Annotated in this window: 11 protein-coding genes and 5 pseudogenes; 7 read left to right on the forward strand and 9 right to left on the reverse strand. The window is 54.0% G+C overall.

Features of this window, described 5'->3' with window-relative positions; genetic code table 11:
- Positions 1-53: 53 nt before the first annotated feature.
- From FDY98_RS28585 to FDY98_RS18910, 5 genes and pseudogenes are all read right to left on the reverse strand, one after another.
- The gene (locus FDY98_RS28585; protein WP_340147056.1) at positions 54-683 is read right to left on the reverse strand and encodes a Na+/H+ antiporter NhaC family protein; all 630 of its coding nucleotides are present in this window, start codon (positions 681-683) and stop codon (positions 54-56) included.
- Between the two features lie 101 nt (positions 684-784).
- Entirely contained in the window at positions 785-1,507 is a 723-nt protein-coding gene (locus FDY98_RS28590) for a Na+/H+ antiporter NhaC family protein (RefSeq protein ID WP_340147057.1), read from the reverse strand.
- Between the two features lie 220 nt (positions 1,508-1,727).
- Positions 1,728-3,226: pseudogene (locus tag FDY98_RS18900) on the reverse strand (aldehyde dehydrogenase).
- Positions 3,226-4,597: pseudogene (locus tag FDY98_RS18905) on the reverse strand (aspartate aminotransferase family protein). Before FDY98_RS18905 ends, FDY98_RS18900 begins: the two co-directional pseudogenes overlap by 1 nt.
- Positions 4,598-4,632: 35 nt before the next feature.
- A pseudogene (locus tag FDY98_RS18910) lies at positions 4,633-5,438 on the reverse strand (gamma-glutamyl-gamma-aminobutyrate hydrolase family protein).
- A gap of 266 nt (positions 5,439-5,704) precedes the next feature.
- On the opposite strand from FDY98_RS18910, the gene FDY98_RS18915 reads away from it, so the two are divergent.
- The gene (locus FDY98_RS18915) at positions 5,705-7,093 is read left to right on the forward strand and encodes a glutamine synthetase family protein (RefSeq protein ID WP_027957085.1); all 1,389 of its coding nucleotides are present in this window, start codon (positions 5,705-5,707) and stop codon (positions 7,091-7,093) included.
- Positions 7,094-7,290: 197 nt separating this feature from the next.
- On the opposite strand, the gene FDY98_RS18920 is transcribed toward FDY98_RS18915, so the two are convergent.
- A complete protein-coding gene (locus tag FDY98_RS18920; RefSeq protein ID WP_009285941.1) occupies positions 7,291-8,583 on the reverse strand; it encodes an NAD(P)/FAD-dependent oxidoreductase in 1,293 nt (430 codons plus the stop codon).
- Between the two features lie 366 nt (positions 8,584-8,949).
- On the opposite strand from FDY98_RS18920, the pseudogene FDY98_RS18925 reads away from it, so the two are divergent.
- The 5 genes and pseudogenes from FDY98_RS18925 to FDY98_RS18945 all read left to right on the forward strand — a co-directional run bounded on the left by FDY98_RS18925 (position 8,950) and on the right by FDY98_RS18945 (position 14,259).
- Positions 8,950-10,133, forward strand: a pseudogene (locus FDY98_RS18925) (M24 family metallopeptidase).
- 161 nt (positions 10,134-10,294) lie between these two features.
- Entirely contained in the window at positions 10,295-10,696 is a 402-nt protein-coding gene (locus FDY98_RS18930; protein ID WP_340147058.1) for a hypothetical protein, read from the forward strand.
- Between the two features lie 140 nt (positions 10,697-10,836).
- Positions 10,837-12,231: a YfcC family protein gene (locus FDY98_RS18935; protein ID WP_022521668.1), complete on the forward strand. Its 1,395-nt coding sequence runs from the start codon at positions 10,837-10,839 to the stop codon at positions 12,229-12,231.
- An 18-nt stretch (positions 12,232-12,249) separates the two neighbouring features.
- Complete coding sequence (locus tag FDY98_RS18940) at positions 12,250-12,897, forward strand: DUF1028 domain-containing protein (RefSeq protein ID WP_155706083.1); 648 nt, start codon at positions 12,250-12,252, stop codon at positions 12,895-12,897.
- A gap of 267 nt (positions 12,898-13,164) precedes the next feature.
- A complete protein-coding gene (locus FDY98_RS18945; protein WP_155706085.1) occupies positions 13,165-14,259 on the forward strand; it encodes a M20 family metallo-hydrolase in 1,095 nt (364 codons plus the stop codon).
- 20 nt (positions 14,260-14,279) lie between these two features.
- On the opposite strand, the gene FDY98_RS18950 is transcribed toward FDY98_RS18945, so the two are convergent.
- Positions 14,280-15,035 carry a FadR/GntR family transcriptional regulator gene (locus FDY98_RS18950; protein WP_027957091.1) on the reverse strand — a complete coding sequence of 252 codons (756 nt, stop codon included), beginning with the start codon at positions 15,033-15,035 and terminating at the stop codon, positions 14,280-14,282.
- A gap of 182 nt (positions 15,036-15,217) precedes the next feature.
- Here FDY98_RS18950 and FDY98_RS18955 point away from each other — a divergent pair, with 182 nt between their 5' ends.
- Positions 15,218-16,336, forward strand: a complete 1,119-nt coding sequence (locus tag FDY98_RS18955) for an alkene reductase (RefSeq protein WP_022521664.1) — start codon at positions 15,218-15,220, stop codon at positions 16,334-16,336.
- Positions 16,337-16,408: 72 nt separating this feature from the next.
- Here the strand turns inward: FDY98_RS18955 and aguA are convergent, their stop codons facing one another.
- Positions 16,409-17,539, reverse strand: coding sequence for an agmatine deiminase (gene aguA, locus FDY98_RS18960; RefSeq protein ID WP_051430584.1), 1,131 nt, complete (start codon positions 17,537-17,539; stop codon positions 16,409-16,411).
- A pseudogene (locus FDY98_RS18965) lies at positions 17,536-18,880 on the reverse strand (Na+/H+ antiporter NhaC family protein). Before FDY98_RS18965 ends, aguA begins: the two are co-directional and overlap by 4 nt.
- Positions 18,881-18,895: the final 15 nt, after the last annotated feature.

Genomic DNA, 18,895 nt, shown 5'->3' on the forward strand with positions numbered 1-18,895 from the left:
TCGCTTTCTACAAAAGATAATTCGCTTAGTCGGTGTGCATCGTCGTGGTCAGCTCAAGTACTTCGAGCATCAGCCAATCCCACGACCACTTCAGCCTCTTGCGGCTCGTCTTCGTAAGCAATTCGGAAGCCGGTAAAGCCGTAAAGAATGGCAAATAACGGACTAAGCAGCGCTAGAAAGGCATAAGGCGCGTAACTGAAAGCACTGACGCCCAGCGTGGCAAACATAAAGGCACCACAGGTATTCCAAGGCACCAGAGGCGACGTCATGGTGCCAGCATCTCTACCGTGCGAGACAGGTTTTTCAGTTTTCAGCGAGCGACGCTTGTACTCGCTGGCATACATGCGGGCAGGAAGAATAATACTTAGATACTGATCGCAACCCACTACGTTAGCGGCCATCGATGTCGCCACTGTAGTAGCAATCAGGCTGCCAGTGGTCTTGGCCAGTTTGAGCAGACTTTCCACGATGGTACGAAAGAACCCCGCCGACTCAAGAATCCCGCCAAAGCTCATCGCGATAATGATCAGCGAAACAGTCCACATCATGGCGCTAACACCGCCGTTGGTCAGCAGGTCGTCCACCGTGGCGTTTCCAGTGTCTACCGCGTAGCCTTCCACAAAAATAGTAAAGCTATCACCTAGAGGTACGCCCTGAACCACAATCGCGCAAACAATACCCATCAGCGAACCAACAGAAGGGCAGGAATGGCCGGACCTTCTTGACCATCATCACGATAACTGCCGCAGGCACCAGCAGCAGCCAGGGACTGATCATAAACAGTTCATCTAGACTCTGCTGCAACTCGTGCTACTTGTGCCGCACCATCACCTGAAGGCGTCATGTTCAGGCCAATAATGGTGTAAAGCACTAGCGCCACCGCGAGCGCCGGAACCGTGGTGTAGAGCATATAGCGAATGTGTTCAAACAGGTCGACACTGACCACACCTGGCGCCATGTTGGTAGTTTCGGAAAGCGGAGAAATCTTGTCGCCAAAATAAACCCCAGAGATCACAGCACCTGCTACCATCGCCGGATTAAGGCCTAGCCCTTCACCGACGCCCATCAGGGCGATACCAATAGTGCCTGCCGCCGTCCAGGCGTTACCACCAGCCAACGATACCAAACAGCAGATCAAGCACGCCGCAACCAAAAAGTAGTCTGGTGCCAAAATGCTCAGCCCGTAATAGATCATGGTGGGCACAATCCCACCGGCAATCCAGTAGCCAATAATGGTGCCGATAATGATTAGAATCACAATCGCCTGTGTGGTCAGGCCTATGGAACGTAAAATACCCGCTTCGAGATGCTTCCAGCGGCTACCCGTCGCAATAGCCACTATCGTCGCTACAATCGCACTCAAAAAAAGTGGCAAGTGCGGATCCGTCTCGAAGTAACCAATAAATACGCCCAATGATGCCGCCATAAACACAATCGGTATCATGGTCGCTTTTAAACTTGGGCGGGGAGTTTCTTGGTCTTCCTTAGCAGTGTGGTCAGTCGACATAATGTTCTCACTTAATGTTTGATTATTGGTCGTCGTATTTCCGTTAGGAAATCATTGCAGTGATGGCGACTCCGATCATTGTTATGCTTGTTTTTATTGGTTTTTCAGGCACAAGGCCCCTCGGCGAGGGGCACGGCATTTGCCGTGACACCTAGCGCTATTGAATCGAATCAATAAAGAGTGAAGTACCCAGGCGAAGCTCGTTACGAACTTCGATGGTTCAAACGCTTAGCGACATCCACACCGTCTTCACTTCGCAGTATTTCTCCTGCGCGTGAAGCGATTTATCGCGCCCATTGCCCGACTGCTTCACGCCGCCGAAAGGCACTGTCTGATCGATACCCGCCCAGTTATTCACATATACCTGGCCGGATTGCAGACGCCGCGAGACCCGCATAATGCGGTCAATATCCTGGCTCCAAACACCAGCAGCGAGTCCAAAGTCACTATCATTCGCAAGTGCAATCGCTTGCTCTTCGCTGTCGAAACCGAACACACTCAGTACTGGGCCAAAGATTTCTTCGCGGCCAATGCGCATATCGGGAGTAACATCATCGAAAACCGTCGGCGCCAGGAAATACCCATTGGAATCGCTGGCTTCGCCCCTTAGCTTCAGCGTGGCGCCTTCGCTCTCGCCCTGGCGAATATAATCAAGTACCCGTTGGTACTGCGCTTCATCGACCATGGCGCCCATAAAGCTATCCGGGTCGAGCGGGTCTCCTGGCTGCATGTGCTCAGCAGCTTTCACCACGCGCGGCCACAAAATCCTTGCGAATACTGTTTTCCACCAACAGTCGCGAACCGGCAATACAGACTTCGCCTTGGTTGTGGAAAATAGCTTCCGCAGCGCTTTGGGCGACGGCATCGAGATATTGGCAGTCAGCGAAAACGATATTAGGGCTTTTGCCACCGCACTCTAGAAACACGCGTTTCAGGTGGATTGTCCAGCGTACTGCATGAGCTGTTTACCCACAGCCGTGGAGCCGGTAAACGCCAGACAATCTACCTGCATGGAGAGCGCCAGAGCTTTGCCCACCGTATGGCCGTAACCGGGTAAAACCTGAAATACGCCGTCAGGAATACCGGCTTCCTGGGCAAGATGCGCCAAGCGCAGCGCCGACAAAGGCGATTTTTCCGACGGTTTGAGAATCACGCTGTTGCCCGCGGCCAGTGCCGGGGCAATCTTCCAGGACGTCATCATCAGTGGAAAATTCCATGGCACAATAGCCGCCACGACCCCCATTGGCTCGCGTAGCACCAACCCTAGCGCACGATCTCCAGTGGGTGCCACTTCGCCATAAAGCTTGTCGATACATTCCGCCTGATAGCGTAAGCACGCTACAGTGCCTGCCAAATCCCCTAGCGAGCTGGAAATCGGCTTACCCATATCGAGCGTATCGAGTAACGCCAACTCATCGCGGTGCGTCTCTACCAAATCCGCGAGGCGCAGCAGCACTCGCTTGCGCTTACACGGGTGGCAACGTGACCAGACACGCTTTCAAAGGTTGCACGGGCCGCTTGCGTCGCGCGCTCAGCATCTTGTGCATCGCAGCTGGCCACTTCAGCAAGAACATTTCTGGAGGCAGGGTTGATACTGGTCAGTGTGCTGCCATCTGCGGCAGCCACAAACTCGCCATTGATAAAAGCGCGCGTTTCAAAGCTCAGTGACGCTGCTTTTGCTTGCCAGTCGGCTAGGGTTTTCGTGTTATCTGCCGCCATTATGCACTCTCCATGGGGTGTGTTATCGCCAGCTTTTCGGCTGTTTTGTCCAGTGCCAAACGCGCTTTGCTCACCAGTTCATCAATTTCACTGTGCGTGATGATGAGCGGCGGGGACATCCACCATGTGTCGCCCACTGAGCGCATCACTAGCCCGCTTTCGAAACACAAATCACGGCACAGATTGCCTACGGAAAGGGATTTATCGAAGCGCACACCGGTCGTTGTCAGCAACCAGCTCAAGTGCCCCAATCAGGCCTAGCGAGCGAGCTTCACCAACTAACGGATGTTCCGCCAACTCCTGCCAACGTTTCGCCAGATAAGGGCCCAGGTCATTGCGAACGTTGTCGACCACCTGCTCACTTTCCAGCAGCTCAAGGTTTTTAAGCGCAACAGCCGCACAGACCGGGTGGCCGGAGTAAGTAAAGCCGTGGAAAAACTCACCGCCTTCTGCAATCAATGTATCGGCCACGCGGTCTCCCACCAGCACCGCGCCAATGGGCAGATAGCCCGACAAACCCCTTGGCAATCGGCATCAGGTCAGGTGTTAGCCCATAGTGAGTACTGCCAAACCACTCGCCTAAACGCCCGAAGCCGCAAATGACTTCGTCGGCAATCAGCAAAATATCGTACTTAGCCAACACCTCTTTCACCGCAGGCCAATAGCTGTCCGGTGGAATAATTGCACCGCCTGCGCCCTGCACCGGTTCGGCAATAAAGGCGGCTACGTTGTCTTCACCCAATAACAGGATTTGCTCTTCTAGCGCTTGGGCACACTGCTTGCCGAAGGCCTCCTGACTCATGTCGCGCCCTTCGCCAAACCAGTAAGGCTGGCCAATATGGGTAATGCCGGCACACAAGGGCCGCCTTGATCGTGCATCGGCGCCATGCCGCCAAGGCTCATGCCTGCAACGGTAGAGCCGTGATAACCATTGTCACGCGAGATGATCCATTGCTTTTCCGGCTTGCCTTTGATTGCCCAATAGCGGCGCACCATGCGCAGCACGGTATCGTTGGCTTCGGAACCGGATCCAGTGAAGAACACATGATTGATATGCTCGGGAGCCAACTCACTTAGCTTGGCGGCCAGCTTCACTGCCGGTGGGTGGGTGGTTTTAAAGAAGTTGTTGTAATACGGCAGCTGCTGCATCTGCTCGGTGGCTGCCTCAACCAACTCCTGACGCCCGTAACCGAGATTGACGCACCAAAGTCCCGCCATAGCATCAAGAATACGATTGCCCTGGCTGTCGTAAATGTATACCCCATCGGCATGAGTGATGATGCGGCTACCCTCTGCGCCGAGCGATTTAAAGTCGGTGAATGGATGAAGGTGATGTTGGCGATCCAACGCCTGGTAATCCTGGGTCTGCATAGGTCAGTTCCTGCTCAAATCGTTGCAACAAGCGTTCAGCCGGCAGCAAGCTGGGCGGCGCGTTGGGTGCGATGCTGACGGCAGGCCGTCGCAAAGCCCTGAAAGAGTGCATCATAGAAAGGGTGTTCTTTAGGGCGCCACTCCGGATGCCACTGAACAGCTAGTGCGAACGCGGCGGCGCCGCGCACGGAGACCGCTTCGACTAACCCATCAGGTGCCCAGGCTTCTGCTTCCAGCCCCGACGCAAGCTGATCAATCCCCTGCTGGTGCAGTGAATTCACCTCAGCATGCTCGCCGCGATAGAGCGCCGCCAGGGCACCATTAGCGCGAATTTTTACCGTATGGGAGGGTGCATAATGACCCGCCATGTCATCAGCGGCGGCTCACGATGATCGAGCATGCCTGGTAGCGTTTGTACGGCTTGGTGAAGCGTGCCCCCCAGGGCGACGTTCATTTCCTGAAAGCCTCGACAAATGCCAAATAAAGGCAACGCCTGACGTAACGCCTCATGCACCCAGCAAAGCGCCGCTTCATCGCGCCGTGCGTCATCGCGGGTATTCTCTGGGGCGCGCTCGGCACCATAGCGATTAGGAGCGACGTTGGTGTAACTGCCGGTTAGCATCAAGCCATCCAGGCTGCCCAACAGAGCGATGGCCTGCTCGGCACGCTGATCAGGCGTTAACATATCGGCGGCTAACACAGGAAGAATCACCGGCGTGACGTCGTAGTGGTAGAGCGCCTGTAGGAATTTATCGGTCACTATCTGAGCTGGATGACCTTCCACCTCTCGGCAGCAGGCGATAACACCCACCAGGGGGCGCGAAGAATGCGTTGCTTGCATAGTCAATACACTTTGTCGGTTGTTATGTTTTATTCAACACTCACCTCAACATAGCGTGGCTCGTTTTATTTTCCAAGCGCAAAATGACTTTTTTGCCAAAAAATACGCTAAACAACTGATAAAAATACAATAAATAAATAAATACATCACGGAGCATAAATATTTATACGATTTTTGTTATTAAATAATTGACAGAAACGATCGACACCGCAAGGATACTGTTAGCAGAAACACAACTAACACGGCATAAAAATAAGGTACAACGTATGTCCTCTGCCAATGACACAGACGCTCAAAACGTAGCTTCGGACTTTCTCGACCGGCACCCAGACATCACCACTATTGACCTGTTGATCAGCGACCTTAACGGTGTCATCCGAGGGAAGCGTATTCCTTGCGACAACCTCGCCAAAGTGTTTGAAAAAGGCATTTATCTGCCGGCTTCAGTATTTGCGTTGGACATCAATGGCAACACCGTGGAAGAGACCGGGCTTGGGCTTTCCAGCGGTGACGGTGACCGCGTATGTCGCGCCATTCCCGGCACACTCAACCCGGTCACCTGGATGGATAACAACCAGTATGGCCAGCTATTGATGACCATGGAGGAAATGGATGGCTCGCCGTTTTTTGCCGATCCTCGCCAAATACTGCGGCGTATTCTCGAGCAGTTCTCCAACCGTGGCTTAACCCCCGTCGTCGCCCTTGAACTAGAGTTTTATCTGGTCGATCGTTTACGCGACGAAGGAAACTTGATTCAGCCACCTCAATCCCCTTCCAGCGGCGAGCGGGCTACTCAAAGCCAGCTTTATTCGATGCTGGAGCTAGACGAGTACGCTGGATTTATCAATGACTTGCAGTGTGCCGCCCAGGCGCAGGGGTTGCCGTTGGATACGGTATTGAAAGAGTGCGCACCAGGTCAGTTTGAAGCCAACCTGATTCATACGGATGATGCGTTAAATGCCTGCGACCACTCGGTGCTGCTCAAGCGACTGATCAAGGGCGTTGCCTTAAAGCATGGCTTTGAGGCTACCTTTATGGCCAAGCCTTACGGTCTAGAAGCCGGTAGCGGCACCCATGTTCACGTCAGTCTGGTAGATAGCAACGGGCATAATGTCTTTGCCGAAAACGGCGACGACCCGCTGGAGAGCACAGCACTGCAACACGCTGTAGGAGGGCTGTTGGAACTGATGCCAGACTCCATGGCACTGTTGGCTCCCAATCTCAATTCTTTCCGCCGTTTTCAGGAAGGGCTCTATGTGCCCATGGCACCTACCTGGGGTTACGACAACCGCTCCGTGGCAATACGCGTTCCCGCTGGCCCAAAAGAAGCCCGACGAATAGAGCATCGTGTAGCGGGTGCCGACGTAAATCCCTACCTTTTACTGGCCACCGTGCTGGCATCCATCCACCATGGCCTAAACCAGCAGATTGCACCTACCGAACCCATCATCGGCAACGCCTATGAGCAAATTGCACCTCAGTTAACTAACAGCTGGGCTCATGCGCTGCACTTGCTGGGCAACAGCCGCGTACTCGCTGAACAACTTGGCGAAGACTTCATTAACGTATTCATTGCCAACCGCCAAGCAGAGCGCGCCGACACCATGCGTGAAGTCAGCGCCATGGAGTACGACTGGTACCTGCGCCACGTATGAGTTGTTAGACCGCTGATAGAACAGAGAGAGGCGCTCGCCGCCTCTCTTGTTATTTTTGCCAGCTTTACCCTCCTATCCTGCCCTTCTATTAGCTTTTTATTCCGTGTTATCCGTGAGCATCCGCGGCAAATAAAAACGGGCTGACGAACATATCCGCCAGCCCACTTTCAAACCATCATCAAACTGATCAACAGGCCCTAAACCGCCAACCGGTCACGCATGGCGTAGAACCATGCTCCCATCGCGGAAAGCGGCACACGTAACAGACGCCCACCGGGCATGGGCAGGTGGGAAATCTGCGCAAAGGCTTCAAAACGCGCTTCTTCACCACTAATCGTTTCTGCCACTAACTTGCCAGCCAGATGGGAGCACGTTACCCCATGGCCAGAATACCCCTGCGCGTAGTAAACGTTGCTATTAATGCGGCCAAATTGCGGCAGGCGGTTGAGTGTTAGCAAGAAGTTTCCGCTCCAGGCGTAATCGACGCGAACATCGTCAAGCTCTGGGAAGGTAGATAGCATTTTTGGCCGAATAGCCGCCTCGATACTGGTGGGCTCTTGCCCGCCATAGTTCACGCCTCCGCCATACAGCAAACGGTTATCGGCGGTTAAGCGATAGTAATCCAAGAGGTAATTACAATCCTCGACCGCTTTATCGTTAGGCAGTAATCGTGCGGCCAACTCTGCAGACAGCGGCTCAGTGGTAATGATCTGGGTGCCGCAAGGCATCGCTTTGCTTTCCAGCTTGGGTAGCAACCCTTGCAAATAGGCATTGCCAGCCATGACCACCCGCTGAGCGGTCACTCGGCCCTTGGGGGTATGCAGTATTACCGGTTCGCCGTGTTCCACGTTTGTCACGGGGGAATGTTCAAAAATCTTTCCACCCAACGACTCCAGCGCCGCCGCCTGCCCCAGCACCAGATTGAGGGGATGCAAATGCCCACCAGAGTGATCCACCAAGGCGCCCACATAGCGTTCGCTGCCTATCTCTCGCTTGACCTCTTCGCCTTCCAGCAGCTCAAGCTCCTGATGACCATAGCGTTCCCATAAGCTTTTTTGATCCTTTAAGCCTTCCCACTGTTTCTTATTACAGGCGGCAAAAAGGTTGCCCTCTTTTAGGTCGCAGTTGATCTGATACTTTTCAATGCGCTGACGGATAATTTGGTTACCCTCGAATGCCATAGCCCCCAGCGCTCGGGCGGTTTCAGCGCCGTTCTGTTTTTCGATAACATCCATATCACGGCTATAGCTATTAACGATCTGCCCACCATTGCGACCGGAAGCTCCGAAGCCTATCGCCACACTTTCCAGCACCACCACTCGGTGACCGCGTTCCGCCAAATGCAGCGCTGCTGAGATACCCGTAAACCCAGCCCCTACGACACAGACATCACACTCCACATCCCTCTCCAATGTGGGCCTGTGTGATGTGGAGTTTGACGATGCCGCATAGTAGGAAGCCACATGACCAGAAGAAGCTTGAGGTTGCATTTACCACCTTCCTTTTGTTGATTATTTTAACCAATCTGATCATATAGATCGCTGCAACAATGCGCAAGCATCAGCATATAAAGGGACTGTAGAGGAAAAACACTTTTTTCCCCTTCAAAAAATGTTATTAAAATAGCAACACTCACTCATAAAAAAGGCACGACCATTACACTAGAAAAAGTTACCTCACGTTTATATACCGCCCCTTATATACAGCCCTTATGAAGGCGAGCTTTCAAGCTAACCGGTTGCGCCGTTTTCTACTTTTCGCAGGAGACTTTCCTGCTCACCCGCTAGCGTTGAGGCAGATAAAAGCGAGCTTAAAGCAGGTGCCTATACTGACCTTACCTATTAATGGAGGTCGCTATGGATTACCACCACTACCGCACAGCCCTTGCGGAAACGCTCGCCCAAAGTGAGCTGCCTTTTCCCGCTGCCGAATACCAGGTGCGCCTGGAGAAGGTGCGCAAGGGTATGGCAGAGCATGGATTAGACGCGCTACTGCTTACCGACCCCGCCGATATCAATTACCTCACCGGCTATCACACTTTTGAAGTCTCGGTGCATGCCTGCTTGGTTTGCACCCAAGCGCGGCTAGTGCTGCAAGTCGCCTCAATTGAAACCGGTGCGGCAGTGGTCACCGCGCGGGTTGATGAGATCATCGGCTACCGCTGGGAAAACCTGGATGAAATCATCACACCGTTGGCAGACCTGCTTTCTCCTTGCTCGAAAATTGGTATTGATGGCTGGAGCAGCGGGCTGCGTTTTGGAGTGATCGATGCGCTGATGCAGACTATTAGCCGTGAGCGTTTTAGCGAAGCAGGCACAGTGGTCGATGCGATTAGGATCGTAAAAAGCCCCGCCGAGCTTGAAATGCTGCAAGAGAGCGCACGAATCACCGCTCTCGGGTTAGAGACCGCGATACAGAGTATTCGCCCCGGCATGACCGATAACGATATTGCCGCCGTGGGCGCCAAAGCGCTGCTTGAAAACGGCAGCGAGTTTATGAGCCTCCAGCCAATTGTGACTAGCGGGCACCGAATTGGGGTGATTCACGTTAATCATAAGCGGCGTGTCATACAGCCTAACGAGCCGGTTTTCCTAGAGTTCGGCGCCGCCTATCAACGCTATACGGCACCCATGATGCGCACTGCCGTGACGGGTGCTCCAAACCGGCTCTCTCCGCCACTCGGGATCTTTGCCGCTCACTGTTTGAAGCGCTCTGCGACGCCATGCGTCCAGGCAATACCTTTGATGCCGCGGCCCAGGCGGCTGATGCCCTACTCGCTCCCCAGCGTGACCAGTATTTTTTCTCCGGTGTCTTTGGCTATGCCGGGCGCTCAGTTTCCGCCTAGCTGGGTGGAGGGCACCGGCTTTATCGCCAAAGGGCAGGCCCGCACTTTGAAACCAACATGGTGTTTCACCTGCCACTCTGCCTGCGGGTGCCCGGCCAGTGGGGCGTTGGCATAAGCGACACCGTGGTGGTGACTGAAAATGGAGCAAAACCACTGACCAATAACGACTGGCAGCTGTTTGAGGCGGGCTCATAAGCTACTGCGCCTTATAGCCATAGCATTGACAGGTCGATGGAGTAGCGCTATCGTCAATAAAGATGCAAATGAGAAACACTCTCTTTACTTCAAATAGTAGATGGTCGGGTCTATGCCCACATTATGCCCACAGGAAGCAACCAGCGTGAGGGAGCAGTGGAATGACTAGCGAGCAGCGGCAACTTCGCCAAACGGTCATATTTTTGCGCACTTCTTTTGAAGCGGTGCAGCATTCTATTGCCGGCCGCCTGGAAGACCCGCTGCCCTGCTGGATGGATACCAGCATGCTTTCCATGCTGTCGCGGGAGCTCACTCGCTGCTGCCAACAGTCCAAGCCGCTGTTTGCCCAGCCGTCACCGAACAGCTCTATATCGCCTCGCAACAGTGCGAGCTGCTACTCAAACAGTGCCCAGGGGTGCTCAGCAGCGCGATCTGCTATCGCCAACTGGGTGCCATTATGTTGCCACTCTCTAGTGCGCTCCAGCAGATCGACACTCCTGCCAAACGGCGCTGGCCTTGGCAACGACGTTAATTCCCTTTTCCACAAACAAGCGTGCGATTAAGGCCTCCAAATCGGTCTAATCGGCGCGTTCTGGCGTTTGAAAATTCAGCCTTGCTTGACCCTGCTATTTATCATGATAAATTCAAGGTGAGGCGCCAACGAGCGTCAACGCTGAGACACATCACAAGACAGGGTATCCTCATGGCTGAACAACAAACCGCGGCAGCCTCTGGCTCGCGTAAAAAGTGGTATCAGGCGGTTCCCGACCCCATGGTGCTAATCTTTATTATTCTGGTTGCTACCTATTTTCTGACCTTCATTATCCCCGCTGGTGAGTTTGAACGTGTTACCCAAGATGGCCGAACGGTGGTGGTGCCGGGCTCTTTTGCCTACTTGGAAGACGTTGCCAACATCCCACTCTTCAATATTTTTGTGGCGATTCCTGAAGGGCTTATCTCCGCCTCGCAGTATTTATTTATCGTCTTTATCGCCGGTGGTCTGTTTCATATTCTGCAAAAGACCGGCGCGTTAGAGAACGCGATCGGCGTAGCGGTTAATCGTGTTGGCGTTGAGCGGCGTAACGTGATTATTGTCGTCGGTACCTTTATCTACGGCTTTTTTGGTGTCGCCGTCGGGTTTGAAAACAACATTGCATTAGTCCCCATTGCGGTTCTCATCGCCAGCGCCATTGGCTGCTCCAGTTTGGTGGGTACCGCTATGGCCGTTGGTGGTATTGGGATTGGTTTTGCGCTCTCGCCCATCAATCCCTATACCGTGGGGGTTGCTCAAGGGATCGCGGAACTGCCGACCTTCTCTGGCGCTTGGCTACGTACGTTGCTGGTGCTTTCGTCACTTGCACTGCTCTCGCTGTATATCTGCAAACGCGTCGTCAAAATGGAGTTTGAAGAGCCGGATAACGCGGAAGCACTGAGCAAGCCGCTTAGCGAATACTCTCTCACCAAACGCAACATTCTTACGATGGTCGTGTTTGTGGGTGGACTAGTCGCTATGCTCATTGGCGTGTTCACTCGCGGTTGGTATATCAATGAAATTGCAGGCACGTTCCTGCTGCTGGCGATCATCATTGGCGCCTTAAACGGCCTATCGGCGAACGGCATTGTTAAACAGATGATGGAGGGCGCAGCCAGCGTGACCGCAGGCGCGCTGGTGATCGGGGTGGCAGCCTCTATTCAGGTCATCCTTGAGCAAGCAGTGATTATTGACACCATCGTTAACTCGCTGAGCGCTATGATCGACGGCATTCCGTCAATATTTTCCGCGATTATGGCCAGTGTGGTGCAGGGTATTATCAACCTCTTTATCCCTTCCGGTTCTGGTCAGGCACTGGTGACAATGCCCATTCTGATTCCAGTGGCGGATCTTGTGGGTATGAGCCGTCAACTGATGATCACTGCATTCCAAGTCGGTGACGGCTTAACGAACCTGATTGTTCCCACGTCTGGCGGCACACTCGCCATGCTGGCGTTGGGGCGCGTCTCATACGCCCAGTGGTTGAAGGCGATTATGCCCTTTATGGCGTTGGTGTATGTATTAGCCTGGGTAGGGTTGGTGATTGGCCATCTCGTGGGTTACTGAACAACATAGGAAACCGCGATGACGCTTTCACTTGTTCATTGCAATCCTGACACGGGCACCGTCGCTACCATCACCGCTACAGGCGGAGTGGCGGTGGGAGGCTATGTACATCACTGTTGGCGAGGCATTGGGGCATGCGCCACCCAAGGGCGCTTTACCAACCCGTGGTACCCAGCTCGGATATACGAAGCACTTGCCGCGGGCGCCAGCGCCCGGCAGGCGCTTAGAGCCGCCGTTAGCGAGGACAGCGACTCAGGGTTCCGCCAATGCTTGGTGATGGATTCTCAGGGCCGCACATCAGTACATTCAGGTGCAGAGAATATGCCTGAAGTGGCTGAAACCTGCTTCCCTAGCGTCGCTGCCGCTGGGAATATGCTGCAGAGCACCGAGGTCGTGAGGATTTTTGCAGAGCAATTTTTACGCCTTAGCGCCACTAATAGCAGCGCTGCCATTCAGCGCGACGAGTCGCCCCGCTTCCCTATTCATCACGACCAACATCTGCTTACGCATCTGATTGATGCTCTTGATGCTGCTCTATCAGCGGGTGGCGATAAGCGCGGTGCGCGCTCGGCCGCGCTGCGTATCGAATCTTTTCATCAAGCGCCTATCGATTTGCGCATCGACTGGTCGGAGGACGTCCGGCGCATTGCGGGCGTTAGTCGATGAGTTTATGGCCGAGAACTTTCAAGCCTTTTGGCGTCAACTGCCGCTGCGCTAAAAGCATTTCTACTCTTTTGCTGGCCCCTCTGCCAGCACCTATTGGAGAGTTTATGATCAACACGGTTGCTCACACTGCTTTTAACAAGGCGAACTGGGAACGGCATTGATTGAACGCCTGGACGAAGCTGCCCAATACTCTGAGCCAGGCCCCGGTGTCACGCGACTTTCTGCTCCCAGGCGCATCGTCAGGTACTGCCGCTAATCAGCCTCTGGATGGAACACGCGGGGCTTACTCCCCAACTGGATGCCGCAGGCAATCTTGTGGGTCGCTGCCCCAAGGCTCAAGCGGGTGAGAAAACCTTCATTATGGGATCTCATCAAGATTCAGTGATAGAAGGCGGCAAATACGATGGCATGCTGGGCGTGGCCCTACCGCTATTGGCCTTGGAGGCACTTAAACGCGAAGGCGTGACGCTGCCATTCGGGATAGAAGTGGTCGCGTTTGGCGACGAAGAGGGCGTTCGCTTCCCTACCACGCTGGTCGGCAGTAAAGCGCTGGCCGGGAGCGTGACACCTGACCAACTGGAAGCCCAGGATGCCGAGGGAATCTCTCTGCGAGAGGCATTAATAGCCTTCGGTTGCACACCTGAGGATATCCCCGCTACCGCCCGCGACCCTGCCAACACCTTGGGATTTTTAGAAGTACATATTGAACAAGGGCCAATCCTGGAACAGCGCGATCATGCCGTGGGGATCGTTACGGCTTTAACAGGCATTGAACGCCACCAAGTCACGCTAAGCGGCAAGGCCGGACACGCAGGCACTACACCGATGGGCATACGTCATGACGCGCTAGTCGGCGCGGCGGAAATGGTGCTTGCCATCGATAGCGTACTGCAGAATACCGATGAGTTGGTCGGCGTGGTGGGCAGGCTCGATGTCCACCCCAATGCGGTCAACGTTATACCTGCTCAGGTAACGTTCACGATAGAGCTGCGCTCACCCAAAGCGAGCATTCGCCAGCAAGGGCGAGACGTCGTAACAGCCGCCTTAACGGAAGTCGCCACTCGCCGCGGATTAACCATTAATATTGAAAACACTTACAGCGCCGATGCGGTGGCCTGTGCAGACTGGATGATGACCGCACTCGAACAGGCGTGCACCCAGGTTGGCCAACCGGCAGAGCGAATGTTTAGCGGCGCTGGGCATGATGGCTTAGCGATGCAGGCATTAACCGATATCGGCATGCTGTTTGTACGCTGTAAAGATGGGCTTAGCCACCACCCAGACGAAGCTATTACCGCCGAAGACGGCGAAGTCGCGACGCGAGTGATCATGGCATTTTTACAGCAGCTGCCACGTCCATAGCGTTTTCCGCCCTCAGCCCGTTACGCTAGTGGCTCAGGTAAAAAGCCTCGGCGTACCTGAGCCTCCTGCTGATTCATCACTTGTTGGGCATCAAGCATATGCTCGCGCATGATGTTATAGGCGCTTTCGGCATCGCCAAGCTCAATGGCATCCAAAATTTCTGCATGATAACGACAGCCAGTCTGTCCTAAATCGTGGGTAACTGGCTCATAGAGACGGTGATAAATCGTCAGATCTGAGAGCACCTGTATGGTGAAGCGGATAATAAATGTCAGCAGTTGATTGCCACCGGCCAGTTCAGCGAGCATTAGGTGGAAATGCAGCGAATCAAGATGTTGCTGACGCTCAGTCTCACTATCGTCCGCAGGGTCTGCGTAACTATGCAGGCTTTCACGTAAACGCACCATATCACTGGCAGCCACTTTACCGGCTAACGAAGCGGCTAGTTCAGGCTCTAACGCCAAGCGTATCTGGTAGATATCCTTGATTGATATCTCTTTGAAAAACAGGTAATTACTTAATAGCGATACCGCTTTGGCCTCGCTCATCTCACGCACAAAAGCGCCGCCTCCGGGCCCTGTGCGAGTTTCGACCAACCCCTGGGCTTCCAGTACTCGCGTACTCTCGCGCACTGTCCCTTTCGACACCTGCAGGGTCTCCATCAGTTCCGACTCGCTAGGTAGCCGGTCACCCGGCTTTAGGTGCCTGTCCACGATCCAGCATTTAATGGTTTCCGCCACCTGATAAGGGCGGCGCTGAGGGGCGTTTTTTAACATGCTATCAACAACATCCTTGGTAATAAGCAGCAAGAGTACCAGAGAGATCGCGAGTTTGGATGCCACATAAAAGGTTATCTAGCGCATAAATACGTTTAAAAATATCTGGCTGGCACTAACTAGTAAACTGGTCTATTCTTGTGCGTACTATTTCATCGAAGCATTCAAAAGGAGCTTAATTGATGGCTTTCGAAACACTGTTTACTCCCCTCCAACTGGGTAGCCTATCGATTCCTAACCGGGTTGTTATGGCGCCACTGACACGTGCGCGTACACCCGATAGCGTACCGGGTGAAATTCAGGAAGCTTACTATGGCCAGCGCGCAGGAGCGGGACTGATCATCAGCGAAGCCACCAACATATCTCCCACTGCCCGTGGCTACGTGTATACACCCGGTATTTGGACGGATGAGCAGGAAACAGGCTGGAAAGGCGTTGTTGACGCAGTACACGCCAAAGGTGGCCGTATTGCTCTGCAACTGTGGCACGTTGGGCGAGTTTCTCACGAAATGGTTCAACCTGACGGCCAACAGCCGGTAGCACCGAGTGCCTTGAAAGGCGAAGGCGCCCAGTGTTTCGTAGAGTTTGAAGATGGCACCGCGGGTCAGCACCCCACCAGCACGCCACGTGCGCTGGAAACCGACGAGATCCCAGGCATTGTTGCCGACTATCGCCAAGCGGCCGAACGCGCCAAGCGTGCCGGCTTTGACATGGTCGAAGTCCACGCCGCGAACGCCTACTTGCTTAACCAGTTCCTGGCGACGGGCACCAACAAGCGTACCGACCAGTATGGCGGATCGCTGGAAAACCGTGCTCGCTTCCCGCTGGAAGTGGTTGATGCGGTGATTGACGTTTACGGGGCTGACCGGGTCGGCATCCGTATGACACCATTTATCGAGTTGTTTGGTTTGACCGACGATGAGCCGGAAGCGATGGCATTTTACATGGCCGAGCAGCTTTCCAAGCGCGGCCTTGCCTACCTGCACCTGAACGAACCCAACTGGGCCGGTGGCGATATCACCTTCCCCGATGGTTTCCGCGAGCAGATGCGCGAACGCTTTAGCGGCAGCCTGATCTACTGCGGCAACTACGACGCCGAGCGCGCCGATAAACGCATCAGCGAAAACACCACTGATGCCGTGGCCTTTGGCCGCCCCTACATCGCCAACCCCGACTTGCCGGAGCGCTTCCGAGTTAACGCACCACTCACCGAGCCGAACCACGAAACGTTCTATGGCGGTGATGAGAAGGGATACACCGACTATCCATTTATGAATAATGGCTATGACCGTATCCAGTAACGACCAAGAGTGATTTTTATCACCACTCCTTGTTCAGCCTGTGGCTGAACAAGGCGTTTTTCCTGCGAAACGCTATACGCGTGGTTGCTGCTGAGTTATGCAGTGAATGTTCCCGCCGCCAAGCAGTATTTCCCTTGCCGCAACGCCGATCACCCTCTTCGTGGGAAATAACCGGGATAGAATGCCTTTGGCCTGTTCATCGTAACGAGGATCCAGCAAGGGCATCACAATGGCCGAGTTACTAATATAAAAGTTGACGTAAGAGCCTGCCATGCGATCCCCAGGTAAGCGGGGATGCGAGCTGTTGAGGCGATCAATCCCACTGGCCTCATCCTCGGCAATATGTAGAGGGCCTGGCTGGGGCAGCTTATGAATAGTGAGCCGCCTACCTTGAGCATCCGTGGCGTTTTCCAGCACACGCAAGGCTTCCCGGCAAATAGCGCCCTGGGGATCTTGCTCATCCTCACACCACGTTAGCGCAACATGGCCTGGCGCAATAAAGCAGCACAGGTTGTCAACGTGGCCATCGGTCTCGTCGAGATAACAGCCACGCGGTAACCAGATGATGTGACTGACACCTAAATACTCCTGCAGCCAGTGTTCGATCGTGGCGCGGCTCATCTCCGGATTACGATTAGGATTCAGCAAGCACTCTTCCGTGGTGATGAGCGTACCTTCACCATCCACATGAATGGCTCCTCCTTCTAATACGAGCGGGGCCTCGAATCGTTGAATACCCAGCATCTCACTGATTTTACAACGAACCCGCTTGTCTTTGTCCCATGGGAAGTAGAGCCCCTCCTTCAACCCGCCCCAGGCATTGAACTCCCAGTCCACCATGGCGAGTCGCCCATCGGGATGGGTAATGAAGGTGGGGCCAACATCGCGCATCCAAGCATCATTGCTGGACAACTCAACCACCCGAATATGCGCAGGCAACTGATTACGGGCATTTTCATACTGCTCATCGTTGACACCCACGAAGACCGTCTCGCTCTCAGCAATCGCCACAGCCACATCCACAAAGGCTTGCTGAGCGGGCTTCGCACCGTAGCGCCATGTATCTGGGCGCTGTGGCCACAGCATCCAGCAGGCTGCATGAGGCGCAAACTCCGCCGGCATTGAAAAGCCCAATGCTTTGGGTGTTAGCTCACGCGCCAGAGGTTCGGTGGCCGTTGTAGGAAAGGTCGGCGCGTGTTTCATATATTCCCCACCACTATAAAGAAGCCCGTTGCCACGGCAGCGGCTATTAAGACATAGGGAAGTTGCGTTAACGCATGGGCCATTGGCGTACACCCCGCCCCTTGGGCAGAAAGAACGGTAGAATCACCGTAAAAGCAGGCGTGGCTGCCAAAGGCACTGGCGGAGATTAAAGCCCCCACCACGAGCGGCATATGCGCATCCATACTACTGGCAAGCGGTAATACGATAGGCATCGCCACGGCAAACAGTCCCCAGAAGGAGGCGGTCGCAAAAGCGAGAAAGGCCATGGTGACGAAGACAACCGACGGTAGCATACCCGCGGTCATTAAAGGTTGAACACTCTCGATCACATAGTTGGTTAAGCCAAGCAGGTCATTGACCTCCTTAAGCACAAACCCAGCCACCAGAGTGCCGAGTGGCATAATCATGGCTTTGAAACCATCTAGCGCGGTATCAAACGTATCGTTAAAGCTTAATAGCCGTTGCACCGCGATAAGCACTAGCGTCACTGCAAGCGCACAATCACGCCGCGCAACACATCAATCTCAAAATACCAAGTGAAGAAAATCAGCGTCGCAATGGGAAGCAGAAAATTGAGCAGATGAGGGCGTTTTTTGCCTGTATCTTCTATTTCCAGCGCGCTGTCGTCAGCGCCATCTGGTTGCGGCTGGCCAGCTTCAGCGCGGGCCTCCGCTGCTCGCATCGGGCCAAGGTTGGGGATAATGCCCAGTGCCACCAGGGGCACCAGCGCCGCCGCTATCCAGGCGTAAAACATAAACGGTATGGCTTGGATGTACAGCTCCATGCCGTTACCAGCGACATTGTTCTCTTCCAGCAAACCTGCAAAGAACACAGCCCAGGTGGAAAACGGTACGAGAATACAGATCGGCGCTGCAGTGGAGTCAACGATATAGGCCAACTTCTCACGGGATATGTTAAAGCGATCAGTGATTTTCTTCATGGAAGCGCTAATGGTCAGCGCATTGAGATAGTCATCGACAAAAATTATTAGTCCCAGCCCCCAGGTAGCTAACAAGCTTTGTCGGCGGGTATGGATGCGTCGGGTAACGGCATCACCAAAGCTTAAACCCCTCCGGTTTTTACCAGCAAGGCAATCAAGCTACCAAATAGCCCGCACACCAGAATAATCCACGTCACCGTGTCATTACCCAATACCGATAGCAGTATATCCGACCCTTGGGTAATGACATTGAGGGGTTGAAACATTAATAAGCCTACCAGCGCGCCTGCCAGAAGGGACTCAATCGTGCGCTTGGTAATAATCGCCATGACTAACACCACTAACGTGGGTATAAGGCTTAAAACTCCATACTCTTCCATTGGTTATTCCCCTTT

Source organism: Halomonas sp. PA16-9, from assembly GCF_009728585.1.
GTDB classification, from domain to species: Bacteria; Pseudomonadota; Gammaproteobacteria; order Pseudomonadales; family Halomonadaceae; genus Vreelandella; species Vreelandella titanicae.